24 protein-coding genes are annotated in these 26,102 nt (G+C 58.5%); 1 reads left to right on the top strand and 23 read right to left on the bottom strand.

Annotated features, from left to right (window positions below; all coding sequences use genetic code 11):
• The first annotated feature begins 4 nt into the window (after positions 1 to 4).
• On the top strand, positions 5 to 388 hold the full coding sequence (locus ACIQU2_RS17550; protein ID WP_403142878.1) for a DUF6124 family protein: 384 nt from the start codon (positions 5 to 7) through the stop codon (positions 386 to 388).
• A gap of 95 nt (positions 389 to 483) precedes the next feature.
• Here the strand turns inward: ACIQU2_RS17550 and ACIQU2_RS17545 are convergent, their stop codons facing one another.
• The 23 genes from ACIQU2_RS17545 to ACIQU2_RS17435 all read right to left on the bottom strand — a co-directional run bounded on the left by ACIQU2_RS17545 (position 484) and on the right by ACIQU2_RS17435 (position 26,036).
• Complete coding sequence (locus ACIQU2_RS17545; RefSeq protein WP_403142875.1) at positions 484 to 1,233, bottom strand: lysozyme inhibitor LprI family protein; 750 nt, start codon at positions 1,231 to 1,233, stop codon at positions 484 to 486.
• A gap of 222 nt (positions 1,234 to 1,455) precedes the next feature.
• Complete coding sequence (locus tag ACIQU2_RS17540) at positions 1,456 to 2,229, bottom strand: PoNe immunity protein domain-containing protein (protein WP_403142872.1); 774 nt, start codon at positions 2,227 to 2,229, stop codon at positions 1,456 to 1,458.
• A 313-nt stretch (positions 2,230 to 2,542) separates the two neighbouring features.
• Positions 2,543 to 3,493, bottom strand: a complete 951-nt coding sequence (locus ACIQU2_RS17535; protein WP_403142869.1) for a PoNe immunity protein domain-containing protein — start codon at positions 3,491 to 3,493, stop codon at positions 2,543 to 2,545.
• Between the two features lie 6 nt (positions 3,494 to 3,499).
• Complete coding sequence (locus ACIQU2_RS17530; protein WP_403142866.1) at positions 3,500 to 5,083, bottom strand: hypothetical protein; 1,584 nt, start codon at positions 5,081 to 5,083, stop codon at positions 3,500 to 3,502.
• Positions 5,080 to 7,383, bottom strand: coding sequence for a type VI secretion system tip protein TssI/VgrG (gene tssI / locus ACIQU2_RS17525; RefSeq protein ID WP_403142863.1), 2,304 nt, complete (start codon positions 7,381 to 7,383; stop codon positions 5,080 to 5,082). The genes ACIQU2_RS17530 and tssI overlap by 4 nt, the downstream gene beginning before the upstream one ends.
• Positions 7,384 to 7,411: 28 nt before the next feature.
• The gene (locus tag ACIQU2_RS17520; RefSeq protein ID WP_403142861.1) at positions 7,412 to 8,413 is read right to left on the bottom strand and encodes a serine/threonine-protein kinase; all 1,002 of its coding nucleotides are present in this window, start codon (positions 8,411 to 8,413) and stop codon (positions 7,412 to 7,414) included.
• Positions 8,410 to 9,138 (bottom strand): PP2C family protein-serine/threonine phosphatase, encoded by a 729-nt coding sequence (locus ACIQU2_RS17515; RefSeq protein WP_403142859.1) that lies wholly within the window; start codon positions 9,136 to 9,138, stop codon positions 8,410 to 8,412. The genes ACIQU2_RS17520 and ACIQU2_RS17515 overlap by 4 nt, the downstream gene beginning before the upstream one ends.
• Complete coding sequence (gene tssM / locus ACIQU2_RS17510) at positions 9,138 to 12,677, bottom strand: type VI secretion system membrane subunit TssM (protein WP_403142856.1); 3,540 nt, start codon at positions 12,675 to 12,677, stop codon at positions 9,138 to 9,140. The genes ACIQU2_RS17515 and tssM overlap by 1 nt, the downstream gene beginning before the upstream one ends.
• 13 nt (positions 12,678 to 12,690) lie before the next feature.
• Positions 12,691 to 13,566, bottom strand: coding sequence for a type IVB secretion system protein IcmH/DotU (icmH, locus tag ACIQU2_RS17505; RefSeq protein WP_149631550.1), 876 nt, complete (start codon positions 13,564 to 13,566; stop codon positions 12,691 to 12,693).
• Between the two features lie 5 nt (positions 13,567 to 13,571).
• Positions 13,572 to 14,903 carry a type VI secretion system baseplate subunit TssK gene (tssK, locus tag ACIQU2_RS17500; RefSeq protein ID WP_046053871.1) on the bottom strand — a complete coding sequence of 444 codons (1,332 nt, stop codon included), beginning with the start codon at positions 14,901 to 14,903 and terminating at the stop codon, positions 13,572 to 13,574.
• Positions 14,904 to 14,905: 2 nt separating this feature from the next.
• On the bottom strand, positions 14,906 to 15,406 hold the full coding sequence (tssJ, locus tag ACIQU2_RS17495) for a type VI secretion system lipoprotein TssJ (RefSeq protein ID WP_201184650.1): 501 nt from the start codon (positions 15,404 to 15,406) through the stop codon (positions 14,906 to 14,908).
• 5 nt (positions 15,407 to 15,411) lie between these two features.
• Entirely contained in the window at positions 15,412 to 16,608 is a 1,197-nt protein-coding gene (gene tagH, locus ACIQU2_RS17490) for a type VI secretion system-associated FHA domain protein TagH (protein WP_403142851.1), read from the bottom strand.
• Between the two features lie 17 nt (positions 16,609 to 16,625).
• Positions 16,626 to 16,766: a hypothetical protein gene (locus ACIQU2_RS17485; RefSeq protein WP_008150087.1), complete on the bottom strand. Its 141-nt coding sequence runs from the start codon at positions 16,764 to 16,766 to the stop codon at positions 16,626 to 16,628.
• Between the two features lie 93 nt (positions 16,767 to 16,859).
• Complete coding sequence (locus ACIQU2_RS17480; RefSeq protein ID WP_403142848.1) at positions 16,860 to 18,380, bottom strand: sigma-54 interaction domain-containing protein; 1,521 nt, start codon at positions 18,378 to 18,380, stop codon at positions 16,860 to 16,862.
• Positions 18,381 to 18,390: 10 nt separating this feature from the next.
• Entirely contained in the window at positions 18,391 to 21,036 is a 2,646-nt protein-coding gene (gene tssH / locus ACIQU2_RS17475; protein ID WP_403142845.1) for a type VI secretion system ATPase TssH, read from the bottom strand.
• A 13-nt stretch (positions 21,037 to 21,049) separates the two neighbouring features.
• Complete coding sequence (tssG, locus tag ACIQU2_RS17470; protein ID WP_033059313.1) at positions 21,050 to 22,057, bottom strand: type VI secretion system baseplate subunit TssG; 1,008 nt, start codon at positions 22,055 to 22,057, stop codon at positions 21,050 to 21,052.
• Positions 22,021 to 23,808: a type VI secretion system baseplate subunit TssF gene (gene tssF / locus ACIQU2_RS17465; protein WP_403142842.1), complete on the bottom strand. Its 1,788-nt coding sequence runs from the start codon at positions 23,806 to 23,808 to the stop codon at positions 22,021 to 22,023. The genes tssG and tssF overlap by 37 nt, the downstream gene beginning before the upstream one ends.
• A 24-nt stretch (positions 23,809 to 23,832) precedes the next feature.
• Positions 23,833 to 24,261, bottom strand: a complete 429-nt coding sequence (locus ACIQU2_RS17460; protein WP_283182218.1) for a hypothetical protein — start codon at positions 24,259 to 24,261, stop codon at positions 23,833 to 23,835.
• The gene (locus ACIQU2_RS17455; protein ID WP_283182219.1) at positions 24,254 to 24,676 is read right to left on the bottom strand and encodes a hypothetical protein; all 423 of its coding nucleotides are present in this window, start codon (positions 24,674 to 24,676) and stop codon (positions 24,254 to 24,256) included. Before ACIQU2_RS17455 ends, ACIQU2_RS17460 begins: the two co-directional genes overlap by 8 nt.
• Positions 24,673 to 24,894 carry a hypothetical protein gene (locus ACIQU2_RS17450; protein ID WP_258698151.1) on the bottom strand — a complete coding sequence of 74 codons (222 nt, stop codon included), beginning with the start codon at positions 24,892 to 24,894 and terminating at the stop codon, positions 24,673 to 24,675. Before ACIQU2_RS17450 ends, ACIQU2_RS17455 begins: the two co-directional genes overlap by 4 nt.
• Before the next feature lie 43 nt (positions 24,895 to 24,937).
• Positions 24,938 to 25,333, bottom strand: a complete 396-nt coding sequence (locus ACIQU2_RS17445; protein ID WP_403142837.1) for a hypothetical protein — start codon at positions 25,331 to 25,333, stop codon at positions 24,938 to 24,940.
• Positions 25,318 to 25,644 carry a hypothetical protein gene (locus tag ACIQU2_RS17440; RefSeq protein ID WP_403142835.1) on the bottom strand — a complete coding sequence of 109 codons (327 nt, stop codon included), beginning with the start codon at positions 25,642 to 25,644 and terminating at the stop codon, positions 25,318 to 25,320. Before ACIQU2_RS17440 ends, ACIQU2_RS17445 begins: the two co-directional genes overlap by 16 nt.
• Complete coding sequence (locus ACIQU2_RS17435; RefSeq protein ID WP_283182221.1) at positions 25,641 to 26,036, bottom strand: hypothetical protein; 396 nt, start codon at positions 26,034 to 26,036, stop codon at positions 25,641 to 25,643. The genes ACIQU2_RS17440 and ACIQU2_RS17435 overlap by 4 nt, the downstream gene beginning before the upstream one ends.
• Positions 26,037 to 26,102 lie beyond the last annotated feature (66 nt).

The raw sequence follows: 26,102 nt of genomic DNA, 5'->3' as shown, positions 1-26,102 counted from the left end.
ACCTATGACCAATCCAACAGCTAACTCGCCCGAAAACGAAGCCACATCTCCCTACGAATCCCTCGATTCAAAAAAACTCCACGCAGCCGCCGATCGCGCCCTCGATCTTCACCTCGGCACACCTGCGGATAAAAAACCTAAACGTCGTAAAGACTACCTCTTCATCGTCGCTCCCGACCTCCACACCGAAACCCTCCTGGCTAACGCCTCAGAAGACCTGCTCTCCATCAGCGCCATCGCCGCTGACCTGGCCGACGGTGTGGAAGGCTCACGTCGATCAGTCGCCTTGGCACTCAGCAGGATGGCGGACGGCGTACATCTGTTAGTGGAACGAGCGCTGGATCACATTGATTCACCGAATCCGACGGAGTATCGGGCGAAGGTGTAGCAGAACCGCGAATAAAAAAAGGGGACCTAAAGTCCCCTTTCTTGGCAACAGCGTCAAACATAGCCTTTTCAAAAATCACAGCGATTTCATTGTTTTTAAGGTTCTGCGCATTTTATATTTTTGATGTCGCCTCCCTGGATCGGAATCACACATTCGCGACGCTCCTCGCCATTGCCACGAAGCTCGGAAAGGCTGAGTGTCACATGCAATCCGTCAGCAGCAAACGCATGGTTTTCAAACCCGGCATAGGAATAACCATCCCAAAACGACTTATCATCAAAACTGCAAAACTCGGCGGTTGACATCACTCGCCAACCACCGTCAGGCGCCAGGAGTTGGACGTTGAGGCAAGGGCTACCAAAGGTCGTCACATAGCGAACCACGACATCGCCGTAACGTTGGGCGCCGGCCTTGGAAATCTTATTGGGATCAATCACGCCACCCTCCCCATCCGGCGCGATCCCGTCCAGATAAGCCGCACGCTCCACACTCATTCTGGCGATGCAGTTGTTGATCGTCATGGTATGCGCCGCGACACCGGGCTCGGTATTCGTGGCTTCGAGAGGGCAAGTACTGTCCCGCAACTTGATCCAGGCGCGCTGGGCGTCTTTTGCCATGGCCATGAATACCCTGCCCTGATCGGGATCATGTTTTTGCTGGAGCTCAAACCTCGCCAGAAGCCTTTTGTAGCTGTGATTGAGCGACACATCGGCTGTCTTGCGGGTCATTTCCGCGCATTGATGAACCTGCGCACTCGAGGTAATCACCTTGCAATTGTCCTGCGCTAAGGTTGAAGCGGGCAGGAATGCAATCAGCAATACTACGGATCTTTTAAACATTTTCATTTCTTCAATTTCTGATTTAGAGAAACTATTTCCCAGGGTTAGAGCGAATAATCCTTAACCTTACTAAGCACCAAACACTGCCCACGCACAAACCGGTACTCTACTTACCTTTTAACCGGGAAGGGTGGAAAAGGGGACGAGTTTATTTATCGACAGATAATGGCTAATCCTATCCAACAAATAAATCTGTCTCCTTTTCTTTTATAGATAACGAACAAACCACTATCGATAAATAAATCCGCCCCCTTTCGCTGTAGTAACAAAGTTTCGTGCATAGTCAACCAAGTCCTTAGGGTAGACCATGTGCTCGATTGCTCTGTCATCAATGCCGTACAGATATGCTATAGCGCCTGCCTCAACAGCCCAATAGCCTACATAACTCCCTTTCTCTCCCATCAAATGAGTATCGTGCCACGGTGCCTGTTCAAAGGAGGGGTACCAGTTGTTGCAATACTCTTCGAGCAGTGCAGAAGCCTCTTCTCCATCTTCCTCATAAATAGCATGAACCAGAGGAGTATAGGTCTCGTGGTTCCATTCATCCACGTCGTGACGATTCGGAAGGACTTTACTCAGCAAATCCTCATAAAGTGTATCGTCACCGGCATAACCTGCGTTATCAAACATCGCAACGAAGGGAGCCAGTAAATCTATTCTATGAAGCAATATGCATAGGCTGATGACCTGCACACATTCTTCATATTCGTAAAGCAGACCTAGATCCAGCGGTGGGATATTGGGTGAATTTTCATAGGTAGCGAGGGCTTTTTGGCTATCTTGATATTGCTCGACAAGCTTTTCCAGTAGAGGAGCCAGACTGTCAATCGCGTCCCCAGCTGTGTAACGAACCAATATTTCATCCAGGGCGAGCTCTTGAAAATAACGAGCTCTGAGAGATTTTTCCTGCTCAGGCGAATCAGCTTCAAACAGATTCTCCTTTGCGAACTCAAGGTCAGAATCTTTGACGTTAAAGAAATTTGAAAGCCTTTCGCCACTCAAAAATTATTGTCGTTTACTCATCGTTACTACACTTCATTAACTAGGGTTTCAAAGCGCCGTGCTTAGCATCTCAAAGATGCTTTACGTTTATTAACAACCGCTTTACCTCAAGAAAAAATGGCAGTAAAAAAGGGGCGGATTTATTTACTGATGAGAGCCCCACAAAACGGCGAAGTCCATTAAATAAATCCGCCCCTTTTCCTTTTCTTAGTCCCCTTTCCCCTTTTGAGTGTTTTCCAGGTTGGATACAACGGGGACGGGGTTATTTATGCCTGCCCCGCAAAAACAAAACCGTCCCCTAGCGCTACAAATTCTATTCTCCTGACCAGTACCAAATGGTATCACCCCATCGCGAATCATCTACATTCGGCATAATTTCGCCCTGTTTGAAGTATTGCCGAGAGTTCGCCTGTGCAGGAGTAAACCAATAGCCTTGTTTACTACATGGCTGCCCCGAGTCAACGCGACCAACTTGTGAAATGCTCGAACCGGTATAATTTCTAGCATATTCAACCAAGTCCTTCGGATAAACCATGTGATCTATTTTGCTATCATCAATCCCATAAAGAAATGCAATTGCACCTGCTTCAAAGGCCCAATACCCAAAGTAGCTACCATCATCACCATCAATACTTAAATGCGAGTCATGCCAGCTCGCCTGGAGTTCACCAAAAGATTCATACCACTGACCGCAATATTCATTCAAAAGCTTAGATGCCTCAGCCTTGCTAGAGGCATAAACCGATCTGATCAGCTTCGTATATACTGGATGAAACCATTCATCTATATCAGTCCTTCCTGCTAAGTTTTTACGTAGCAAATCTTCGTACAGCGTATCCTCACTATTAAAACCCGCCGCATCTGTCAAATGTACAAATCTGGCCAAAAGATCATTTCGATGCAACAGGATGCACACGCTGGCCACCTGAACAAACTCCTCAAAATCGGCTGGAGAGTCTTCAAGATCTAGTGGCGATATATTCGGCACACCCTCATACTCAGCCAAGGCCTTTTGATACACCTCGAAATTTCGCACGACTCTTTCAAGCGGTTCATACAGCTCTGAAATAGATTCACCAGCTGTATATTTGATTATCAAAGCGCCGAGAGAATCCTGTTTAACCTCAAAGGCTTTCAAAGAAGCCTCCTGACCCGGAAAATCCTCTTCCAGATTGTGCGTACTCCAATACGATTCCGAAGAATCATAAAACCCGACAAGGTTTTTATAATAAGCCTCAGTGATAAACGGCTGTCTTCTCTTCATTTTTATTTAAGCCTCAAGCCGCAAAGAGTCTAGTGCACCATGTTTTTTCGCCAGAGCTCTTTTTCGATTATTCACAGCTTTCTTTACCTCATCCTCACCATAGTGAAATGCGGCATGCTTTGCATGGCTAGATTCAGGGGATCCACTAATAAGTGCTGCAGCATGCTCCTCCGGGCTTCCCGAAAGATGATACAACGGAGAAAAAAACAGATGCCTTGAGTAAGAATCAAGAATTTCTCTAGTCATCGTAACTCCCACAGCGTCCCTCAGATTTTTTGATATCCACTCTTTACTCATCTGAACCATTAAGTCGTTTTTTCGGCCCTTAGAGGGTTTCGCGGCCTTCACAGATGCATTATCAGTGGAATGTTTACCAGCTACCTTTGATCGATTTTTTCCGGTAGCTTTTCCCGTAGAACCATTATCACCTTTGACCTCCTCAATAGGCTCTAAAAGATCGCTCAATTGAGGTTCACCGGAAACACCCAACTTTGAATTAATGCTCGGCTGACGAGTGTTATTGGGCTTTCTCAAAAACTTCGGAGCATCCTCATTCTTGCTTGCTTTCGCCTCGACAATGGCAAATTTTTTCCCTCTGTTCGTCGCGGGATCTGCTCTCCACACAGCGTCAATGCCCGTACCGTTAGCGGGGTCCGACAACTTATAAAGGATATTGTGACTTTTCGGACTCCCACCTTTCGAGAGCTTACCCAACTTACTTGCGCTTGGTTTCCCTTCTAACCATTTTCCGTCAGATCCCTTATCGTGGCCATCCCAATCCTTCCCCCAATTAAATTCCATTGCACATATGTAATCGGCAATATGTTCTCCGCTTACACCCAAGCCTTCGTTTGAAATATGATATGTCACTCTCCCGGGGTTTGACTTGTCGCCCGTATTAGAGTGAGTTCCGCTCGCTCCATTTTTCCCTTGCGTCGCAACGACGGGATCTTTACCCGCCGGCTTCTTACCTTTCGCAGGCTTACTGGTGCCCGAAGACATAGCCGAACTATTGCGCTGCATTCCCTTCCACTTGAGCAAACGTCGCTCAACGATACCGATCATCTCCGGCATATTGTCGCGGGCAGTAGCGAGCACAGTGACAACGGTTGACTGGGTCCAGTTGGGCAGGCTTTGGAAGGTGGAAGAACCTTTTACTCCGCTGATAATGTCGTCCAGTTCAGCACGCAGCTTAGAGGCGTCAAAAATTTGTTCGAGCAGTTCTTCGGGGCTGGTATTGATGCCACATTCTTGCAGCACAAAGCGCAGAAGGTCGAACAGCACAGGCGCGAAACGCTGAGGGTCGCGGTTGACTATGCGCAAGCTTTTCTTCAGGCCGTCGCCCGGGCCTGGGATCCAGCCAATGACAGCCATCAGCAGGTCAAATTTGGCATCTTCCTTCCCATCTGCAGATTCGGCGTTGTAAAGCACGATGGATGACTCCACCGTATCGTAGGCATCAATGGCCTGGCCGAGGAACGGCACGGCGCCCAGAGCAATGCCCTTGGCCAATTCGACAGCCGCTTCTTGGTAGGCGGCCTTGCGGTCTGCCTCGCCTGCGGCATCAGCGGTTTGTACATCGTCGCTCATATCAGCCTCCCTGCGGCTTGCTCAATCAGTGCTTGTAAATCGACTTGGCCCGGGTCCAGCCCAAGTTTGCGAAGGTCTGCGTTGACCTTGTCATCGGAGCTCTCCACCACCTTGACCGATTCGCGGTCGAAAGGTCTTGGGTCTTCGCCGTAATAAACTTCAGCCGGCCCTTGCGGCACATCTTCCAGCCGAGCGAAGCCCTTGGCATCGAGAACACCTTCACGGCTCGAACCATCGGCGAACTCAACACGGTACGAAGCTCCCGGGACTGGCTCAAGGTTGCTGTAGTGCAGATTCAACTCGAGCCAGGTCGGGTTGGCTTTCGCCGCCTCTAACACCGCACCGGCCTTGGCTGCATCAGCCAGTCCTGGCAAACCTGGAATCTTGATTCCGATCCCCGTCCCACTCCCCGCAGACCCACCGGCATTAATCTTCACCACCGGCCCAACAACTGTGATGCCGCCGGCGTCGAGCTTGATAAAACTCCCACCCGCCTTCACGGTGAGCTCCATCCCAGCCTCGATAACAATCTTGTCCCCAGCCTTCAGATGAATCTCTTTCCCAACACTAGTCAGCTGCGCAGTCCCCAACTTCACATGCTGGTTCTGCCCAATCGTCAGGTGATCATCCATCCGCGCTTCAGTCTTGCGATCCGCAATCGTGGTGCGATGCTCTTCCGCCTTCAGCTCGGTGTAGGTGTTCTTCTCCACCGTGTCATGCCGTTCATTCCCCACACGAATCTTCTGATCATGCTCAATGTTTTCATCCCAATCCCGCTGGGCATGGATGAAGATCTGTTCCGCACCTTTCTTGTCTTCAATCCGCAGTTCATTAAACCCACCGCCCCCCGGTGAGCTGAGGGTTTTGAAGACAGTGCGGGTTTTGTTCGCCGGCAAGTCGTAGGGAACCTGGTTTTCCTTGTGGTACAGGCAACCGGTCACCAACGGCTGATCGGGATCGCCTTCGAGGAAGGTCACCAGCACTTCCATACCGATGCGCGGGATGGCGACGGCGCCATAACGGTCGCCGGCCCAACTCGAAGAGACGCGCATCCAGCAGCTAGTTTTGTCATCAGCCAACCCTTCGCGGTCCCAGTGGAATTGCACTTTGATGCGGCCGTACTGGTCGCAGTGGATCTCTTCGCCTTTGGGGCCGGTGACCATGGCAGTCTGACTGCCGAGCACGCGAGGTTTCGGGTGTTCCAGCGCTGGGCGGTAGAACACGTCCCACGGGGTGGCGAGGAAGCGGTTGCGGTAGCCCTGGTGGAAGTCGTCCTTTTTGTCGGTGGTGTCGCTGGTCACTGACTCTTCGAGGACTTGCGGCTGTTTGCCTTCGTGGACGATTTCGGTGAGCAGCCAGAGGTCGTTCCACTCGGTGCGCGGGTGGTCGGACATTTCCAGGAAGTGGCCGCTGACCAGGGTGGTCTGATCGCTTTTGCCTTCGGCCTGGCGGTAGTCGGCGCGGTGGCGTTCGAGGGCTCGCTGGCTGAGGAATTTGCCGCGCGCACGGTCGAGGAAGCGACCGGGGTAGTCGTAGTCTTCGAGGTCCGGCGCGTCGCTTTGCGCCTCGGGTTTGTAAGCGGATTCGAGTTGCAGGCGCGGTTTTTCGAAGTCGTAGTCGCGGCGGGTGACGCGGCCGGTGCGGGTTTCCAGGCGCAGCTTGAAGCCTTTGATCACCGGCTCGTCGGCGACCATGCCGCTGCCTTGCACATACGCCGTTGGCTGACCGAGTTTCGGAAACACGGTCTGGTCGTCGCCGAAGACCAACAGATGGGCTTTTTCGCTGTGCTGGAAGTGGTAGTGAATGCCTTCTTCTTCGCACAGGCGTTGGACGAAGTGCAGGTCGGTTTCGTCGTACTGCACGCAGTAGTCGCGGTCCGGGCACGGTTGGCTGAGCTGGAAGTTGTAAGCGTTGCCCTTGATGCCATGCTCGTCGAGGATCAGCGCGATGATTTTCGGCGCGGACATCTGCTGGTAGATGCGCTGGTTGGTGCGGTGATGCAGGTATTGCAGTTGCGGCACCAGGGAGATTTTGTAGCGGGTCAGGCGCTTGCCAGCATCGCCTTGGGCGACGCGGTAGATCTGGCCGTGGATGCCACTACCCTGCGGATCGAGTGCCAGAAAAGCCTGTTTGTGCAGGAGCTTTTCCAGGTCCAGATCGGGGTTTTCGCTGACCAGTTCCAGATCGAAGCGATACGGCTGGCTGATGCCTTCGGTGCCGGTGAACGACAGCACTTGCAGGTCGCCGACGTAGTCTTCAACGGTCAGGCTGAAGTGGGTTTCGTTAGCTGGGTTGAACATTGCTTGCTCCCTGTTCGGTAGTCATCCGTTACGCCCGCAGTCGCAGGCGTTGCAGCAAAGACGAAGTGGCGCCCAAGGCGTCACGCAATTGGGCGGCGGTGGTAGTGCGCTTGGCCGCATCGAAAGCCAGCGCCGTTCGCAGGGCTGGCCAGCAGTGTTTCGGAAGATTCCTGGGGGCGTGCAGCTCGCGTTCGAGGTGGCCGTCACGGGCCTCGGTCGAGGGCAAGCGGCGGAACGGGTGTTTGCCGCCCGCCAATTCGTAGAGCACGCAGGCCACGCCGTAGACATCTGCACTGGCCGACAGCGGTTGGCCTTCGAGCAGTTCGGGGGCGGCGTAGCCGGGGGTCCAGGCGTTGAAGCGGTTGCGGCTCAGGTGTGGCAAGCCGGGCAAGATGCCCTCCTCGGCCTGGCCCAGACCGAAGTCGAACAGGCGCACGCCTTCTTCGCTGAGCATCACGTTGCTCGGTTTCATGTCACCGTGTAGTACGCCGCGAGCGTGGGCGAAGGCCAGCGCGTCAAGCAGCGGCAGCGCGATGTCGCGCAGTTCTTTCCACGGCAGGCCCAGCGGCCGCTCGCAGAGTAATTTGTCCAGGGTCAGCCCACGCATGAGTTCCATGGTGATGAAGGCGCGCTGGCAATCGGTGTCCACTTCAAAGCTGTGCAAACGCAGCACGTTGTCGTGGCGCAGTCGTCGGGTCAGGGCGAACTCGCTGTAGAGCAAGGCACTGGCGTCCGGCGATTCGGCAAATTCTTCGCTGAGGATTTTCAGCGCGATGTAAGGGTCGGGATCGCCGAACTGCTCACTCAGCAGATCCCGTGCGCGGTAAACCGCGCCCATGCCGCCAGCACCGAGCAGACGCTCGATGCGGTAACGGCCTGCGAGTACGTCCGGCATTTCGCCGACGCTGGCCTTGGTCGGCGCCAGCGCAGGTTCAGCCTGATGGGATTTGGCAAACGCAAAGTAAGTCAGGTTATTGGCTTCCTCGTCAGTCACCAGCAGGTCATCGAGCGGCGGCATGAGTTGAGTCATTGTCGGATCACCACAGCAGTCAAGTTGTCCCGGGCCGAGCCACGCAAAGCGCCATCGAACAAACGCTCCAGCGCAACGTGCGGCGCGGTCAGGCTCAGGGCGTTGCCCAAGGCATCGGTGCTCAGCCCCTGGTACAAACCATCGCTGCACAACAGAAACGTATCGCCGGGGTAAACCTCGAGTTCGAGCACGTCCAGAGTCAGCACATCGGCTGCCCCGACCGCACGGGTCAGGGCATGGGCCGAAGGATGCGCACGGGCGTCCTCGATGCTCATGTGTTGCTCGTCGATGAGTTGCTGTTGCAGCGAATGATCCTTGGACAGCTGATACAAACGCTGGCCGCGCCACAGATAGCAACGGCTGTCGCCGGCCCAGATGCAGGCCGCGCGATTACCTTCCACCAGCAGCGCCACCACGGTGCTGCCCATGATGCTGTCGTGGCGCCCGGCCGTGACGGTCAACTCCTGACCCAAGCGACGGTTGAGCCAGTGCAGGCACTGGCGTATGCCTTTGAGTCGTTCGTCGAAGTCGTCCTGCACCGGCAACTCCGCCAGGCTGGCGACGATCAACTGGCTGGCGATGTCGCCACCCTGATGACCGCCCATGCCGTCCGCGACCACCCACAGCCCCTGCTGCGGGCAGTCGAGAAAAGCATCTTCGTTGCGCGCCCGAACCTTGCCCGGATCGGTACGCGCAGCGCTGCGCCAGGGACTGGCAACCAGCATCAGAGCTGCACCGGCATACGGAAGGTACGCAGCACGCCCATGTCGAACGGGTTTGGTGTGCGCTGGCTCGACAGCAAGTAGTTGGCGCGCAGGCCACCCACGTCAGCCTTGAGCACCAGCACATCGCGACCGCTCAGGTACTCGGTCTGCATCAGGTCGAACAGACGGAACAGCGACCATGGGCCGGTGTTCTTTTCGATACCGATCGGGCGGCCGGCCATTTTGTCGAGGACCAGGCTGGTGCGACCGTCTTCAGCATCGGTCGGCCATTTGAACGACACCGGCACAATCGGGCCGTGGCGGTATTCGATGGTCTTGTCGCCAAACTTGAACTCGGAACGGCTGACGGCCGGGTCGAGGGTGTACGGCTCCAGTTTGAATTGCACTTGCGGTTCGGCCGGGTTGATCGAGAAGAAGCTCTGGCGAATCACTTGTGCCGCGGCCATCTGGTCGAGGTAGACCTTGGAGATCGGCATGCTGTGACCGTCGATGCTGCGCAGACGGTAGTTGCCTGGATCGCCACTCACGAACGGACGCATGTAGGTTTCAAAGAAGCGATCGTTGATGCCCTGCGCCTTGAAGAACTCGCGGAAGTCGCTGATCGCAACGTCGCTGGTGCTGTGGGCGCTGAACGGGTAACGCTTGTTGATCGCCTTGCCATAGAAGCTGTACAGCTCGCTCTGGTAACGCTGGTTCAGGTACTGGTAGGAATCGTTCAGCACCAGGCGCCAGGTGTCTTCAGCCAGGACGTTGAACCACACGCTGACCGGACGCGGCAGACGGTTGGAGGCATTGCGCAAGTTGCTCAGCGCATCACGCTGGCCGCTCATGCGGGTCTTGGCCATTTCGAACGCAGCCTGTTCCGGCGCACTGGCACGCGCCAGGCTCGCCAGTTGCAGTTGTAGGTCGTTGAGCGCCGTCAGGGCCGGGGTCAAATCAGCGGCCGGGCCGTTGTTGTCATCCAGCAAACGGTGCAGCGGTTCGAAGCGACGTTGCAGGGATTTTTTTGCGGTGTCTGGCAGGTTTTTGATCGCAGCCATGTCCGAGGCCTGGTCCGCTGCGGCAGACGCCAGTTTGCCCAGCTTGCCCAACTTGCCTTTCTGATCGGCCAGTGCTCCAGCGGCATCAGCCGCTTGATCAACCGGTTCGGCTTCCGCCGGGAACCGGGTGTTCTCGCGCACTTCCACCAGCAGTTGCAGCACTGGGGAGTTAGCGGAAGTCAGGCCCGCCAGTTGCTCGGCGCCCTCGCCCGCATCGTTGATCGGTGGCAGGGCAACCTGGCCGACCGCTTCGCTCCAGAAGTTGGCGTAGTCGCGGAAGTACAGTTGCTCCAGTTCGACCATCAGGCGACGCAAGTCCATGCCGCTGATGCCCGAGCCTTCGCCCAGCACCCAGTTGTCACGCAGGATATCGGTGACCAGCGCACTGCCCTGAACCGAGAAGTACTGCTGATAACCCTGTTGGGTGTAGAAACCCGGGATCACGTATTCGGTGCCGACAAACAGTGAAGCCTGCGGCCCCATGTGTTGGCTTAAACGGTATTCCGGGAGGTTGCGGGCCTGCTCGCGGAGCATCCGGTAAACCACGTTGGCCAGCGATTCGCTGCGCAGTACCTGACGCGCTTGCGCTACCAGTTGATCGTTCAGCGGATAGATAAACGGCTGCTTGAGCAAACGCTCGAAGTGCGTGTTCAAACCGTTCTGCACCGCGGTGTTGCCGGCGTAACGCTGGGACCAGTCAGTGGCGACCCAATCCTTGAGCCATGCGGCGTCGCGGCGATCTTTCATGTTCAGCATCAGGTACGCACGCAGGCTGTTGAGCAGGCGTTCGCGGTCCTTCATGTTGGCGCGGATCTGCCCTTCCAGCAGAGTCGCAACCTTCGGCAGCAGTTGCGCTTCGAGCTCACGCTCGTAGGCCTCCTTGACCACCGGATTGACCTCTTCGCCTTGGTACAGACCACCACGTTCGTGGTACGACACGTCACCTTTTTTCGGGAAGACCTGAGTCGCCGCGTAACTGGTGTCGAGGGTCTTGAGCACCGCCATGGAGTCATCACGCGCGGTCAGTGCCGAGCGCTGTTGAGTCCAGTTTTGCGCCAGGTTACGCAGGTTTTCCAGACGTTCGTAGTTAGCGGAGAAACCGCCGGCCCAGAGCATGCCGAACAGTGCCAGCGCCGCCAATGCGCCCACGTACAACGCGCGCTGGCCCCAATGAATGCGGCTGCGTTCGCGCTTGTCCAGACCGGCCAGATCGGCCTCGGGGAAAATCACCCGGCTAAGCAAGTGGTGAATGAACCGGGAACGGCCGCTGCGCAGGGTCGGCAACACGCCGGCGTCGATGCCCAGGTTGGCGCCGATGCCGGCGGTGGTCTGGTCCATTTCCTTGGTCAGGTGCGGTGCGCTGGTCAGGTAGAAACCGCGCAATTGGCTGACACGCTGGTAACGGTTGCCGGTGAACGCCATGTCGACGAACAGGCACAGGCGCTCGCCGATCTGCCCCAGTTGATGCGGGAAGTCGAGGATGCGGCCACGACGCTGGGTGTCGCGCTCCTGGTGCATACGCATGATCACCTGGCTGTTCAGGCGACGCAGCAGCTCTTCGAACTCGGCGCGCAGGACGGCGACGTCGGTGCCGCTCTGTTCTTTGCGGAAACTGGTGCCGAGCACCTGATCGCTTTCTTCGCGGGTCAGTTGATCGAAGAACTCGTCGAAACCGAGCAGCTTGTCAGCCTTGCTCAGGACCAGATAAATCGGCACATCGACGTGCAGTTTCTGATGCACGTCTTGCAAACGCGCACGCACTTGGCGGGCCAGGGTGTCGAGCTCTTGCTCGCTGCCACCCAGCAGTGTTTCTACTGGAATGGTTACCAGCACGCCGTTCAACGGACGGTTGCGGCGACGCTTGCGCAGCAGGTCGAGCAAGGTGCTCCAGGCGCTGCCATCGACTTCGCCATCCGGCTGGGTCAAGTAACGCCCGGCGGTGTCGATCAGCACACCGTGGTCGGCGAAGTACCAGTCGCAATGCTGAGTGCCGAGGGTGTCGCGGGTCAGTTTGCGGTCGATCTTGTTGATCGGAAACTCAAGGCCCGAAAAGTCCAGCAGACTGGTCTTGCCGCTGCCCTGCGGGCCGATCAGCAAATACCACGGCAAATCACTGCGCCAGCGTTCGCTGCGACCGCGATAGAGGCTCGAGGTCTTCAGGGTTTTCAACGCATCCTTGAAGCGTACGCGAAGCTCTTTCTGCTCTTCGTCGATCAACTCTTCACGGCGGATACGATCCTGGCCGTCTTCGGTGTCTTCGATAGCCTTTTTGCGTACGCCAGCGCGCCAGCTGACGAAGACCATGGTCAGGCCCCAGATCAAGAACAGCACACTGATGGTCAGCAGGCGGGAGGTCGAACCTTCCCAGAACTTGTAGTCATTGACCGCCAGCAGTGGCCCGACGAACCACACCAGCAGTGCGACGAACAGCACCAGCAGCAAGGTCCAGACCCAGGTCTGGCGCAAGAATGCGCCGACTTTCTTGAAAAACTTTTTCATCACACGTCCCTGTTTACGGCTGCGACTGCGGCTGGACCGCGGCCGGATCTAGCTGCTGATAAGGTTGCAGAACGGTTTCGCGTTGCTCGCCCAATACCCAGGCGAAGCCCGAATACATCACCACCAGGCAAACCACGGTGAACAGCACCACCATCCACGCCGGCACAATGCGTACCAGGCTGCGGCGCTGATCGTTCAAGCCTTCCCAATGGGGCGACAGTTCGCGAGGCACGTCGCCGCGCAACTGACGAATCTGACGATACAAGGCGTCGCGGATGCCTTCGAGCTCGAGCATGCCGCGGGCTTGCACGCGGTACTTGCCTTCGAAGCCCAGCGACAGGCACAGGTACATCAGCTCCAGCATCGGCAGGTGCTTGACCGGGTTTTTCGACAGGCGATCCAGCAGCTGGAAAAACTTCTCGCCGCCGAAGGTTTCGTTGTGGAAGCTGCTGAGCAGGCTCATCTGCGACCACTCGCTTTCGTTGCCCCACGGCGTGGTCACGACGGCTTCGTCGACCACGGTGCAGAGCACGTAACGCGCGGCCATCACCTGGCTGCTTTCGGCGCCGTTGTGCAGCGCCCGCACTTCAAACAGTTTGAGCCCGGCGGTCAGTCGCTCGTTGAGCGCGTACATGTCTTCGCGGGTGTCGCTGTGCTTGAGTCGCACCACTTCCGACAACAAGTCGGAGGCGGCGGCGACCAGCGAATTGAGGCTGATGTTGAACGCTTCGGCCGGGCGCAAACGCGCGGCGTAGATCATCCGTTCTTCGAGCTGTTCAAAGCGCGGCGGTGCGGCGAAATCTGTCAGCGGACTCTGCGCCGGGCCGTGGCCCTGGCGGTCGAGCAGGACGGTTTTATCGTCCTGGTTGTGTTCCATGTCCTTGATCATGTCGGTCAGTTCCTGATGGCCCAGAATTTCAGTTCAAGCTCGGCAAATTCGCCGGACACGTGGAACGCGAAGCCGCCGGAGCGCTCGAGTTGTGCCAGGTCTTCGGAACTGAGTTCGAGAATGAAATAGGTTTTGTTGGAGTGGAACGCGATCTGCCGCGGGGCCACCGGCAACGGTTTGACCTTGATGCCCGGCAGATGCAGGTTGACCAGTTGGCGAATGCGCTCCACCGGGCCGACCTTGAGGTGCGCCGGCAAGCGATGGCGCAGTTCTTCGGAGTCGCAGTTGGCACTGGCGGCGAGCACGAACGAGGCCGAGCCCAGCAGTTTGTGGTCGTGCAACGGCGAGACGATGATCCCGTACTGGCGCGCTTGCAGGACCAGTTCGATGGCGTGCTGTTCAAGCACCATCGACAGCACCTGACGAATCGCTTCCATCAGTTTGCGGAAACTCGCGCCCTGGTCGCTGTGCTGGTAACGGCTGTCCAGACGCGGACGTTTGCTGTCGCTGGAGAAGGTCGCCAGATCGCCGAGCATGGTCAGCAGCGTGCGGTACAACTCTTCCGGGTGAACCTGTTCCAGGCCGAGGTAGTGGCGCAGCAGCAGTTCGGTGCGGTTGATCAGTTGCAGCATCATGAAGTCGCCGACTTCCGCGCCACCGACTTTGCCATTCGAGCGGATGCGCTCGGCGATGGTGTCGCCACGGTGGCCGAGCATGCTGATCACTTCTTTCAGACACGACAGCAGGTAGCTGGACGAATGCGCCTGAATGTAGGTCGGCACGAAATCCGGGTCGAGGCTGATCACGCCGTCGGGCGTGGTGTCGAGCACTTCGCAGATCTTCAGTTTCACGTAAGCCTGGTCGCTCTGCTGCTCGCCGAGCAACAGTTTGAAGTCCGGGCGGCCGCAGCTGACCTGGCTGGCAGAATCGTCGCCGGCGTTGGAATCGGCGACTTCTGCTTCGTACGCGGTGTAGCGCGCCAGCACGTCGGACTGCTCCGGACGACGCGACTCGATGTGGTTACCGGTGACCAGCGGCAGCGCCAGGTAGATCGGCGTATGACCGGTGTTCGGCGGCACGTCGAGCGCCAACGGTTCGGTGTTGCCGCCGAGTTCGAACAGGCTGCCGTCCGGCAGAATCCCCGAGGCCTGGCTGATCACCAGTTTGCCCATGTTGAGGAACTGCAAGTCGATGTCCAGGTTCAGGAAGCCCCAGGTGTAGCTGCCCAGCAACTGAGTGCGGGTCTTCATCTGGTGGTCGTAGTAGCGATCGTTGTGCTGGAAGTGCTGCGGGCGCAGCAGCATGCCTTCCTGCCAAATCACTTTATGGGAATTCATGATCAGTCATCCGCCTTGGCGAGCGTTTCGTTGCTGTTGCGAATACCGGCCTGGTCGAGGGTCAGATCAGCGTCGGTGACTTCCACCGGGGTGACTTGCACCGTGTAGCGCCATTTGGTTTCCGGCAGATCGCGGTAGGCGGCGAGGATGCCGACGTAGCGACTGCCCTCCTCCACGCTGAGTTTCATCTCCACGGTTTCACCTGGACGCAGTTCAATTTCTTCGCTGGCCACCAGGTCCGGGGCCAGGGATTCCTTGGCGCGCTCGTACAGGCTGAAGAAATCAGCGTTCTCGAACGTCACCGGATGCTTGAGCTCGAACAAACGCACAACGATCGGCGATGGACGCCCGTTGAGGTCCGGGTTCAGTTGATCGCTGGCGGTCAGCTTCAGGTTGAGCTTGGTGACATGGGAATACGGCGACAGTGACGAGCAACCGGCCAGCAGCACCAGGGCCGCGAACGCCATCAGCGTCTTGAAAAAAGCGGTCGAGCAGCGAGACATGCGCATCATCCTTGGTGGTCGGTGTGAAGGGTGGAAATCAGGCGGATCTGTTCTTCGTAGGCCTGAGCGAAGTCGCGGGCCAGCAGGCGCTCGCTCCAGTCATCGTCCTGACGCAGGGCCTGGTGATAACGACCGTAAGCTCTCCAGCGACTGCCAGACGTTGCGAGCAACGGCTTGTTGTCGCGCTCGAATCGCAGGGTCAATTGCTGTGGCGAGAAGTGCTCCAGCGTGCCGCGAACCGCCGCACGGCTAGCGGTCAACAGAGCGACCTGATGCGCCTGCAAATCGCGGAATGCACGGGAGATCGCCTGCTCGGCCGGCAACTGGCCCGGCTTGTTCGGCTGCAACAAAATGCCCAGCGCTTCGCCGGCATCGACGGCAAATTTCAGCGGGTTTTTGTTAGTGCCTTGCACGGTGGTCTGGGCCAGACGCAGTTCGTTTTTCAGTTCGCTGCGGGTGCGCAGGCTCTGCTGCAAGCCGCCGACGCTCTGCTTGAGCAGGCGTGCCGCATTCAGCGCCAGGGCTTCGCGGGCGTCGTGGTCGAGGCCTTTGAGGTCCACGCCCAGTGCCGCGCCGAAGTGCTCCCAGAAACCTTCACTCTGACGCTCGACCGCTTTCGGCGGTGGCGCGGGGGCTGGCTCTGCCGGGGCGTTGATCAGCTCCGGCACCATCAGGCTTTCCATGTCGATGCGCGCATAGTCGGCGCGCTGACGGGTGTCTGAGAGGGTCGTGCTCGGGGAGATCAGTTCGTCGATTTCCGAATACACGCGCTCTTGCTGATCGAGGGCATTGAGCGGGTCGAGATCGAGAAACGCATCGTCCGGAATGATGCTGCCCGCCGCTTGCGGACGGCCGACTTCGACATCGAAGGTCGCCGGGTCGCGCACCAGCCGCGCACGGATCTCGAAGTCACCCAGCACGTAGACACTGCCGTGCTCGATGCGCATCGCTTCGCCCTTGCGCAGGCGTGCGCCGCTTTCGCTGTCCTGGATACCGTTGCTGCTGGTATCGGTCAGGAAAAACGTGCCTTCGCGGTAGCTGATCAACGCGTGATGGTTGGACAGGTGACGCTTGCGGTCCGGGATGATCCAGTCGCAATCCTCACCCCGACCGATCACGCCACCGGCCTGTTTGAAGGTCTTCTGGCACAAATCCGTGGGCACGAACTGCTTGGTGTTGAGCATTTCGAAAACCAGTTCCATGGTGATACTCCTTGCGGTCACTTGCCGCGATTGACCGCCTGCGGATCACCCAATGGGCGATAGGTGTTGTCGTTGTATTTGTAATTGCCGCTACAGCCGCCGAGGCCGCATAGAACGACGAGGGTCAGCAGGACGGCTTGCCAGTGACGAACAGACATCAGAGGGTCTCCAGGGGTAGACAAAGTACAAAGCGCCGACCCGTTTGGGCGGCGCTGCTAGAAGCGGATGAGGTGAAGTCGACGGTCGTTTGCCTAGCCATCGAAATCACCCAAGTTGATATTCAGGCGCCCGAGGCGGTACAGCAGCGTGCGGCGTGGCAGCCCGAGTTCGCGGGCGGCGAGGGTCTGGTTGCCGTCGTTTTTGCGCAGGCAATCGAGCAACATTCTGCGTTCGACATGCTCCAGGCGTTCGCGCAGGTTCAGGCCGCTGCTGTCATCCGGCATGGCTTCCATGCGCAGAGAGAAATGTTCGGCCAACAACTCACCGCCCTCGCACAGCAACACCGCGCGTTCGACCAGGCCTTTGAGTTCACGCACGTTGCCGGGGAAGGTGTAACCGGACAGATGATCCAGCGCCGCATCGGACCAGCACACCGCATCGCGCTGCAAGAACGAGCACGCCTTGTCGGCGAAGTGCCGGGCCAGGTCGAGAATGTCGCCTTCGCGCTGACGCAAGGCCGGCAACTCGATCGGGAATTGCGCGAGGCGGTAGTACAAGTCCTCGCGGAATTTGCCTTCGCTGACCAGCACCGCCAAATCACGGTGAGTCGCGGCGATGATGCGCACGTCGATCTTGTGGGTGTCGTTGGAACCCAGTGGGCGAATCTCGCCCTCCTGCAGAACCCGCAACAGCTTGGCTTGCAGGGACAACGGCATGTCGCCGATTTCATCGAGCAGCAAGGTGCCGCCGTTGGCCGCATCGAACAGCCCGGCGCGGTCGCGATCAGCACCGGTGAACGCACCTTTGCGGTAGCCGAACAGTTCGCTTTCCAGCAGGTTTTCGGGGAACGCCGCGCAGTTCTGCACGATGAACGCCTGAGAACGACGCGGGCCGCAATCGTGAATCGCCCGCGCCACCACTTCCTTGCCGGTGCCGGTTTCGCCGCGCAGCAGCACGGTATACGGGCTGTGCAGGACTTTGCTGATCAGCGAATAGGTCTGGCGCATGGCCGAACTCTTGCCGATCAAACCGTAACCGCTGGCGCTCGGGACGCTGGCCTTCACTGGTCGCGCATCACCGGTTGGCTGACGCAAGCGTTGCAGCAAATGCAGCTGGCCGAGCACGAACGAACCCAGTTGCCCGAGGGAATCGGCGAAGCCTTGCAGGTCGATGTGCCGGCGACTGGCGCACAGCAGCAAGCCCTCGACGGCCTTCTGCTGATTGACCAGCGGCACGCACAGCAGCGACTGCCAAGGCGTGGCCTGGGGCGGCAGGAAACTGGTTTCGTGCAGGCTGCCGCTCAGCTCGCTGAGACACACCACGCGGTTCTGGCACAGGGCGAATTGCAGCAGTTGTTCACCGTTGTAATCCGCCGGCAGGCTCGCCGCTTCCCGCGGTTGCAGGATGCCGTTGAGGCATTCGGCGTTCATCCCCAGGCACGTGTGAGTCGCGTCCAGCAGGTACAGCTGCGTCAACTCGCAACCGCTGAGCTCGGCCAACCCGCGCACGAAGTCACCCAGCAGCGCAGCACCGTCCGCCGCGCGCGACAAGCTGGCGAATTGCGCCAGCAAGGCTTCGGCATAGACCAGCGGTTGCGGCACTTGAGTGAACATCACACCCACCTCAGGCGAACTCGCACGTCACGCTGGCGTTGCCGTCGAGCGTCGCGTGGACACGCTTGAGGCTTTCGCCCGTGGCCATCGCATCGAGCAAGCGGTCGGCCACCAGCGGCAGCACGTGCAGGTCGAGCAAATGGTCGATCAGGCGCGCGCCACTGTCGCTCTGGGTGCAGCGTTCGGCCAGGTGATCGACGAGGTCTTGCGAGTAAGTGAAATCCAACTGACGACGGTTCAGGCGCTCGCCCAAACGACCGAGTTTGATTTCGATCAGCTCGCGCAGCACCGGGCCGCCGACCGGGTAGTAAGGCACGACGCGCATGCGCGCCAGCAGCGCCGGTTTGAAGTGTTTGCTCAGCACCGGGCGGATGGTTTCTTCAAGAACTTCGGCCGACGGCCGCGCGCCGTTTTCACAGAGCTCGGCGATACGGTCGCTGCCCAGGTTTGAAGTCATGAGGATCAGCGTGTTGCGGAAATCGATCTCGCGCCCTTCGCCGTCGTTGGCCACGCCTTTGTCGAAGATTTGGTAGAACAGATTCAGCACGTCCGGGTCGGCTTTCTCGACTTCATCGAGCAGAACCACCGAGTACGGCTTCTGCCGCACGGCTTCGGTGAGCATGCCGCCCTCGCCATAACCGACGTAGCCCGGCGGCGCGCCGATCAGGCGCGAGACGGTGTGCTTCTCCTGGAACTCGGACATGTTGATGGTGGTGATGAAACGATCACCGCCGTACAGCAAGTCCGCCAGGGCCAGCGCGGTTTCGGTCTTGCCGACGCCGCTCGGGCCGACCAGCAGGAACACGCCGACCGGCGCATCGGGTTTGTTCAGGCCGGCAGCGGTGGCGCGCATCGAGCGGTCCAGTGCGTGAACGGCTTGTTCCTGACCACGGATGCGGGTGCGCAAGTCGGTGGCGAAGCTCGCGACCTTGGCGTTGTGCTCACGGGCCAGTTGGGCCAATGGCACGCCGGTCCAGGCGCTGATCACTTCCGCCACCAGACGCGGGCAGACTTCGAAGCTCACCAGACGCTCTTTGACTTGCAGCTCGGTCAGGGCGCGGTGGGTTTCGTGCAGCGCTGCCTCAAGGGATGCGACATCGTTCGCAGGCACTTCGAGAGTTTCGATCACGGTGCCTTCGGCATCTTCTTCAACCGTGACAGTGGGCTCGACTGCGGCAGCTTCGCGCGCCTTGGCCAATTGCTGACGCAGATCCAGCAGGCGCTCGGCCAGTTCTTTCTGCTCGGTCCAGAGGGTTTCGAGGGCGACCATTTCATCTTCGGCGGCAGCCAGGCGATCTTCCAAAGCGTCCAGCGCTTCGTGATCGATCAGCAGACCGGCCTCGGCATCACGGCGCAGAGCCTGACGCTGACGACCACCTTCAGCCAGTTCGCCACGCAGGCGTTCGAGGCTTTCCGGGGCAGCGGCGAGGCTGATGCGCACGCGAGCGCAGGCGGTGTCGAGCACGTCGACGGCTTTGTCCGGCAGCTGACGGCCCGCGAGATAGCGAGCAGACAACTCGGCCGCCGCTACCACCGCGTCATCGCGCAGGTAGATGCCGTGGCTCTTCTCGTAGACCTGAGCCAGGCCACGCAGGATGGTCACCGCTTCGCTGACGGTCGGTTCGTGCAGTTGCACCGGTTGGAAACGACGGGCCAGGGCCGGGTCTTTTTCGAAGTACTTCTTGTACTCCGCCCAGGTGGTGGCGGCGATGGTGCGCAACTCGCCACGGGCCAGGGCTGGCTTGAGCAGGTTGGCCGCGTCGGAACCGCCGGCGTTGCCACCCGCGCCGATCAGTGTGTGGGCTTCGTCGATGAACAGGATGATTGGTTTCGGCGAGGCTTTGACTTCATCGATCACGCCTTTGAGGCGACGCTCGAATTCACCTTTGACGCTGGCGCCGGCCTGCAACAGGCCCATGTCCAGCGACAGAAGCTCAACGCCTTTCAATACTTGCGGCACTTCACCGGCCGCAATGCGCGAGGCCAGGCCTTCGACGATGGCGGTTTTACCGACGCCAGCTTCACCAACCACAATCGGGTTGTTCTTGCGGCGACGGGCGAGGATGTCGACCATCTGACGGATCGCGCCATCGCGGCATAACACCGGGTCAAGTTTGCCGTCGCGGGCCTGTTGGGTCAGGTTGTGGGTGAAGCGCTCCAGCAGCGATTCGCCGGGCACGGCCGGCTTACCCGAGGCCGGCTGTTCTTTCTGCGACAGGGCGAATTCTTTCAGGCGTTCGATGTTCAGCTTGGCCAGCAACGACTGGTAGCGGCTGCCGGCGTAGCGCATCGGATTGCGTAGCAACGCGAGGATCAACGCGGCTTGCTCGACCTGGCTTTGGCCCAGTTCAAGGTTGGCCACCAGCAACGCGTCTTGCAGCCACTGCACCAGTTCCGGGGCGAACACCGGGTTGCGCGAAGCGCTGTGCTCGACCCGCGATTGCAACGCGGCGCTCAGCTCACCGGCATCCACTTCGGCGTCTTGCAGCGCGCGTGCGAGCAAGCCTTGCGGGCGCTCCAGCAAGCCCAGCAGCAAGTCTTCGACGAGGATCTTGCTGCCGCCACGGGCGACGCAGCGTTCGGCCGAACTTTCCAGGTCACGACGGGTTTCGGCGTCCAGCGCCTGGATAAGTTGTTGCAGGTCTACGTTGATCATAGGTCTCACGTCCTTAATGAATTTTGCTGCCCAGGGTCACCACGCCGTCCGCTTTTTCGCGGCCGAGCCAACTGGTCCATCCCAGGCGACAGGCGTTCTGCTCACCGATGCGCAGTTCGCGGATTTCTTCCTGGCGTAGCACCAGGCGAATGTCGTAATCGAGCGGGTCACGCAGGGTGAACCGCACCAGCGCGCAGAGCGGCTGGTAGCCGAAACCAATCGGCAGGAATTCGTGGAAGCGTTGCCAGTCGAGTTCGCGGATATGGATGCGGAACTTGCCGCTGCGGTCGCGCACGTGTTCGCCCAGCACCAGGTCTTCGCCGAGCAGGCTGTTGGCGCGGCCCAAACGATTGCGCTGCTCGTCGAGGATTTCGACGCGGCGCTCGATGCACTGCTCGATGGTCAATTCGGCATGCTTGAAGTAGTAACGCAGCACCGCTTCGATCAGCGCCGCCGAGTGCGCCCGCAAGCTGAGCAAGCCGAGGTACGGCAGCAGGCGTTTCCAGTTCAGTTCCTGGGCCCTGCGGATCTCTTCGCCACCGAGGCCGATCAACGCAAACAGCTGCGACGAAAACGGGTCGAGGGCGCCGCTCTGGAAGCTTGCTCGGTAGCGGTATTTTTTCCAGATCGGCAGCATCAGCCGTTGCAGGCGATGGTGGAACAGGTCGAGGAAGTTGCGGGTCGGGTTGCCGTCTTCGCTATCGCCCAGGGCCTGTTCGCCGTAGAACGCCGGCAGCGGCGAGCCGGAACCGACCAGGCCGATCAGGTTGAAACGCAGACGCGCGCGCATCTGCCCGTGCTCTTCGAAAAACTCCACGCGATCGACGTCACTGCCGGGGAAACCCAGGCTCGGATTGGCCTGGAATTCCAGCTGGTCGTACAGATCGTCTTCGCTCAGGTACGGGTGCGCCTCGCGCAGCCGGTCAACTACCAACAGCACGGCCTGAAACAGCGAGTACTCGCGTATTACCCGGGTCAGCCCGCTTAAAGCAGGGGTTGCAGACCCATACGTGGTGTCCATTGGTACACCTCTCCCTGTGTGCTTTTTACCCGCAGCTCGTGGTACGAGTTGAGACTGGCGTAGAGCGCGAAAAACTCGTTAAGAACCGAAGCGAAAACGAACAGGTCGCCCTCGCCGATATACCCTTCCGGGTCGATGGTCAGCTCGGTGCGCAACCCGCGTACCGGCAACCCTCGGTGCAAGCGGTCGACGTGTTGGTGCTTGATCGACTTGAGCCCGCCCAGCAGGCGCTTGCTGACTTTTTCAGCGTGTTGGTCGTAGTAGCGCGGCAGGTCGTAGGTTTCGAGAATCACCTTCAACGCATTGACGTCGGCCAGCGACAGATAGTTAAGCGACATGTTGCTGATCAGCTTCCAGAGGAAGTCACGGTTCAGCGGCGGCGCATAACTGGGCGTGGCCGGGGTGATATTGCGGAAACTGAGGAACTCCGGCGTCTCTTCGCAGGCCATGCAGATGTCGCCGAGCTTGAGCTTGCGCGGCAGGTTCTGGTTGGTGCACATCAGCTCGATCGACAGGGTTTCGTGGGCTTCGGTGTGACGGATGCCGAAGCTCAGGTAAGTGTCGAGGCCGTCGTGCAACGAGGACGAACGCTGGCGAATGCTGTAGTGCGGACGGCTGTTAGGCACGTCGAAACTCGGGTCGTGCTCAAACGATTCGAACGGCACGTACTCCTGATAACCGAGGCCGCCGGGTTTCCAGCCGGTTACGGTTTCCACCGAAAACACACCGCAGTTTTCCAGGTCGTATTCGGCGGGCAGCAGCAGGTATTCGTCCTGTTTTCCATCGAGGCGGATCGGCAGTGCGTCGTGCTTGAACAGGTTGACGATGGGCGTGCAGTACAGCTTCACGTTGTCCAGCGTCGGACGCATGCGCATGATGCCGCTCTTGCGAATATCGAAGCGCAACTCGAGGCCGCGCATCTGCTTCAGCGTGTCTTCCGGCAGGGCTTTGAGCAGGTCCAGACCGTTGACATCGACGAACAGGAATTTGTCCTGGAAGGCGAAATATTCCTGCAGGTAGCGGTAGCCACGGAAGGTGTTCAGCGGATACGGGATCAGCGCTTCTTCTTCGGCAAACCCCACCGGTTGCACACGGTCGCCCGGCATCTTGAACGCCATCGGCATGCCGTTGACGCCATTAATGGGCTTGCCGGCGCCGTCCAGAGGGATCAGCTCGATGCCTTCCAGGTTGCGCAACAGGCTCAGGTACAGCATCTGACTGATGTAGCGCTCACCGGCGAAGTGCAGACGCAGACAACTCAGCTCCAGCTCACCGAGGTGGCCGTCAGCGCTCATCTCCAGACGCAGGCTCAACAGCGAACCATCGCCTTTCACCGAATACGTCAGAGCAGCCAGATCCAGCGGCAAGACTTCGGTCGGGTAGCAGGTACGGAAACGGCAACGCACGTCATCGATCGGCACACTCTCAACCGGTGTGTCGCGCTCGACCATCAACGCAGGCCCCGATCGCTTCAACGGATCGAACTGCAAAATACTGAACGCCGGCAGCGGGCGCATGTAGTTGGGCCACAGCAGGTGCATCAGCGAATGGCTGAGCTCTGGCAACTCGTCGTCGAGCTTCTGACGCAAGCGGCCGGTCAGAAACGCAAAGCCTTCCAGCAACCGCTCCACGTCCGGATCCCGCCCGGCCTGACCCAGGAAAGGCGCCAACGCCGGGCTACGCTCGGCGAATCGACGACCTAACTGGCGAAGTGCGGTGAGTTCGCTTTGGTAGTAGTGGTTAAACGACACGGGTTACCTGCCTGGTATTGAATCTCATGAAAAAAACGTCCTGTAGAGCGCAACCGTCAGACCCGCACAGACGTAGCCGCCGATCAGGAGGTACGGCACGATCAGGATCCAGCCGTAGGCCATGTAAGAGTCACTGAGCTGCCCGGCGACCAGACTGAACAAGCCATAAAGCATCCATGGCACGGCGTAGAACGGAATGAACTTCAACGGCGCCAACCAGACCATCCGCAGCGCTTGTTGCTCGTTTCGGCTCTTGGCGGATCGAGAAGTCCACAGCGAAAACATCAACAGCCCGGGGATGCCCCACCACAACAGGTACACCCAATGAGTCTCGGATGAATCGAACGTGGAGTACTCGCCAATCCACAGGCCATAGGAAAAAATCGCCAGCACCGCCAGCAATGGCCACCACAAGGCAACCATGAAGAAACTCAGTTGCGCGCGGCTAAGCATGGTCGGCCCCCGACGCGAGCTTCGAGGCTTTGGCGCCTGCAAACTTGCGCTTGTACCAGCCATCCAGCCCGGTGCCGAGAAGGATCGCCGTCAAGGTGAATGTCCCTTGGCCAATGCCATAGAGCAGCGCCCGCAACGGATGATCCGGCAGCATCCACAAGAGAATCAGCCCCACCCAGATCGCCCACAGGATCAACTTCACACGTAGCACAGGAATCAGCGCCAGCACCGCGTTGAAGACGAGAAAAAACTCGTAGAGGAATTTGCTGGCAAGACGAATGTTCACGCCACGGGAGGTCAAGCCGCCGTAGGTCGAGATGTACCAGTCGGCCGCGAAGTTATTCAGAAACGTGTAACCCACACAGAAAACACTGTGGATCAACAGGCAGCAGATGATGCGCGCCGGCATGTTCATGCGGGAGGCACCGATGAGTAGCAACTGCCGGCGATTTCGATGGCCACCAGCGATATCAGGACCATGAAAGTCAGCGCGCGATGCAGCCATGATTGGCGCAGTCGCTTGCTGATTGCCGTAACAATCAGCAGAAAACTCAAGATCGCGATGCCGCCGAACAGATTGCTGTCGGCGATGAACATCAGGTACATGCGCATCTCGTCCGATACATCGATCATGGGCAAAAGGCTCCATCCTTGAGGGTCATGCGAGCGCGAATTTTCACTGAACACGCCCTCCCTTGCTCGCGGTGATCGGCACGAATGAATCGATGAACAGGTAATCGCTGTCGGCGCCGCTCACCCGATTCATCGTCAACGGCTTGTCGTCAGGGGTAGAGAAGCGAGTCCAGCCTTCTCTGAGGAGACTGCCGCTCTCGTACCGCACCTGGACGAAGTAGTCCGGCGGCATCGACTGGGTGATCTCGATGAAGTAGCCGCCATCCTGCGCACCGCGCCACACCGCATCGGGGTGATCGGGCAATACCGGCGTCGAGTTGCCCCAGCTCGAACCGATCCAGAACGTCACGACCACGATGACGGCCAACGCACCGATCAGGCTCAGCAGATGATTGAGCCATTTCCACACCCGCAACCACGGCATCATGGTGTGCACCATGTACGCACATCCCGCTTGTCGAAGCCTGCGCACTGATTGTCTTTGGCGATCAGCCGGTAAGGTGTTTCGGGGGTGTAGGCGAAGTAGTAATAGTTGGACCGGTCCTCACCGTAGAGCCAGTACGACGAGGAGCTCTGGTTGATTTCATAAGGTTCGAAGGTCCAGATCGACGACTGCGCCGGGATGAAATTCTCCCGGTCCATAAGCAACATCAGTGCGCTGGAAAACACAGGCGTCGTCCAGGCAAGAAGCGCGACTGCCGACAGGAGCACAGCCAGCACTTTGCTCAGAGGCTGTTTGATGTGGATCACGACCTGGCCACTCCCTGTTTCCCACGCCAGCGGGTGAAGGCTGCGTCGATGGCGCGTGTTACCAGGATCGCGGAAACTGTCAAACCACCCGCAAGCGCGCAATACGCCATGCCGCGAACGGGATACTGCGGCAGCATGTAAAACAGGATCGACAGCATCATGAAAATCGCCACGCCAAACTTGATGGCCAGGCGACGGATGAAGACCAAAACAAAATTCAAAAAAACGAAAAAGTAAAAAATAAAGTACATGCCCATGCCGATGGCGACACCACGAGACGTCAGCCCGCCGACGAGCTGTTTGTAGACAGGCACGGCATAGCCATTCATGACGATATAGAGCACGCAGGCCATCCCATGGACGACCAACCCGATCAGTCGTTGGCTATTCATGCTCAAGCGCCGCCACACAATTCTTCGCTACGATCAATCACTCAAAATCCCTCTTCCCTTTCATCC

The sequence above is a fragment of the Pseudomonas sp. NPDC098740 genome, from assembly GCF_044760065.1.
Lineage (GTDB): Bacteria > Pseudomonadota > Gammaproteobacteria > Pseudomonadales > Pseudomonadaceae > Aquipseudomonas > Aquipseudomonas rossensis.
The sequence above is the reverse complement of the archived record's forward strand: the minus strand, read 5'-3'. Positions and strand labels throughout refer to the sequence as shown.

Excerpts from the sequence above, each read along its gene's own strand:
- ACIQU2_RS17550 (WP_403142878.1), top strand. The coding sequence starts at position 5 with ATGACCAATCCAACAGCTAACTCGCCCGAAAACGAAGCCACATCTCCC.
- ACIQU2_RS17545 (WP_403142875.1), bottom strand. The coding sequence starts at position 1,233 with ATGAAAATGTTTAAAAGATCCGTAGTATTGCTGATTGCATTCCTGCCC.
- ACIQU2_RS17535 (WP_403142869.1), bottom strand. The coding sequence starts at position 3,493 with ATGAAGAGAAGACAGCCGTTTATCACTGAGGCTTATTATAAAAACCTT.
- ACIQU2_RS17530 (WP_403142866.1), bottom strand. The coding sequence starts at position 5,083 with ATGAGCGACGATGTACAAACCGCTGATGCCGCAGGCGAGGCAGACCGC.
- tssI (WP_403142863.1), bottom strand. The coding sequence starts at position 7,383 with ATGTTCAACCCAGCTAACGAAACCCACTTCAGCCTGACCGTTGAAGAC.
- ACIQU2_RS17520 (WP_403142861.1), bottom strand. The coding sequence starts at position 8,413 with ATGACTCAACTCATGCCGCCGCTCGATGACCTGCTGGTGACTGACGAG.
- ACIQU2_RS17515 (WP_403142859.1), bottom strand. The coding sequence starts at position 9,138 with ATGCTGGTTGCCAGTCCCTGGCGCAGCGCTGCGCGTACCGATCCGGGC.
- tssM (WP_403142856.1), bottom strand. The coding sequence starts at position 12,677 with ATGAAAAAGTTTTTCAAGAAAGTCGGCGCATTCTTGCGCCAGACCTGG.
- icmH (WP_149631550.1), bottom strand. The coding sequence starts at position 13,566 with ATGATCAAGGACATGGAACACAACCAGGACGATAAAACCGTCCTGCTC.
- tssK (WP_046053871.1), bottom strand. The coding sequence starts at position 14,903 with ATGAATTCCCATAAAGTGATTTGGCAGGAAGGCATGCTGCTGCGCCCG.
- tssJ (WP_201184650.1), bottom strand. The coding sequence starts at position 15,406 with ATGTCTCGCTGCTCGACCGCTTTTTTCAAGACGCTGATGGCGTTCGCG.
- tagH (WP_403142851.1), bottom strand. The coding sequence starts at position 16,608 with ATGGAACTGGTTTTCGAAATGCTCAACACCAAGCAGTTCGTGCCCACG.
- ACIQU2_RS17485 (WP_008150087.1), bottom strand. The coding sequence starts at position 16,766 with ATGTCTGTTCGTCACTGGCAAGCCGTCCTGCTGACCCTCGTCGTTCTA.
- ACIQU2_RS17480 (WP_403142848.1), bottom strand. The coding sequence starts at position 18,380 with ATGTTCACTCAAGTGCCGCAACCGCTGGTCTATGCCGAAGCCTTGCTG.
- tssH (WP_403142845.1), bottom strand. The coding sequence starts at position 21,036 with ATGATCAACGTAGACCTGCAACAACTTATCCAGGCGCTGGACGCCGAA.
- tssG (WP_033059313.1), bottom strand. The coding sequence starts at position 22,057 with ATGGACACCACGTATGGGTCTGCAACCCCTGCTTTAAGCGGGCTGACC.
- ACIQU2_RS17460 (WP_283182218.1), bottom strand. The coding sequence starts at position 24,261 with ATGCTTAGCCGCGCGCAACTGAGTTTCTTCATGGTTGCCTTGTGGTGG.
- ACIQU2_RS17455 (WP_283182219.1), bottom strand. The coding sequence starts at position 24,676 with ATGAACATGCCGGCGCGCATCATCTGCTGCCTGTTGATCCACAGTGTT.
- ACIQU2_RS17450 (WP_258698151.1), bottom strand. The coding sequence starts at position 24,894 with ATGATCGATGTATCGGACGAGATGCGCATGTACCTGATGTTCATCGCC.
- ACIQU2_RS17445 (WP_403142837.1), bottom strand. The coding sequence starts at position 25,333 with ATGGTGCACACCATGATGCCGTGGTTGCGGGTGTGGAAATGGCTCAAT.
- ACIQU2_RS17435 (WP_283182221.1), bottom strand. The coding sequence starts at position 26,036 with ATGAATAGCCAACGACTGATCGGGTTGGTCGTCCATGGGATGGCCTGC.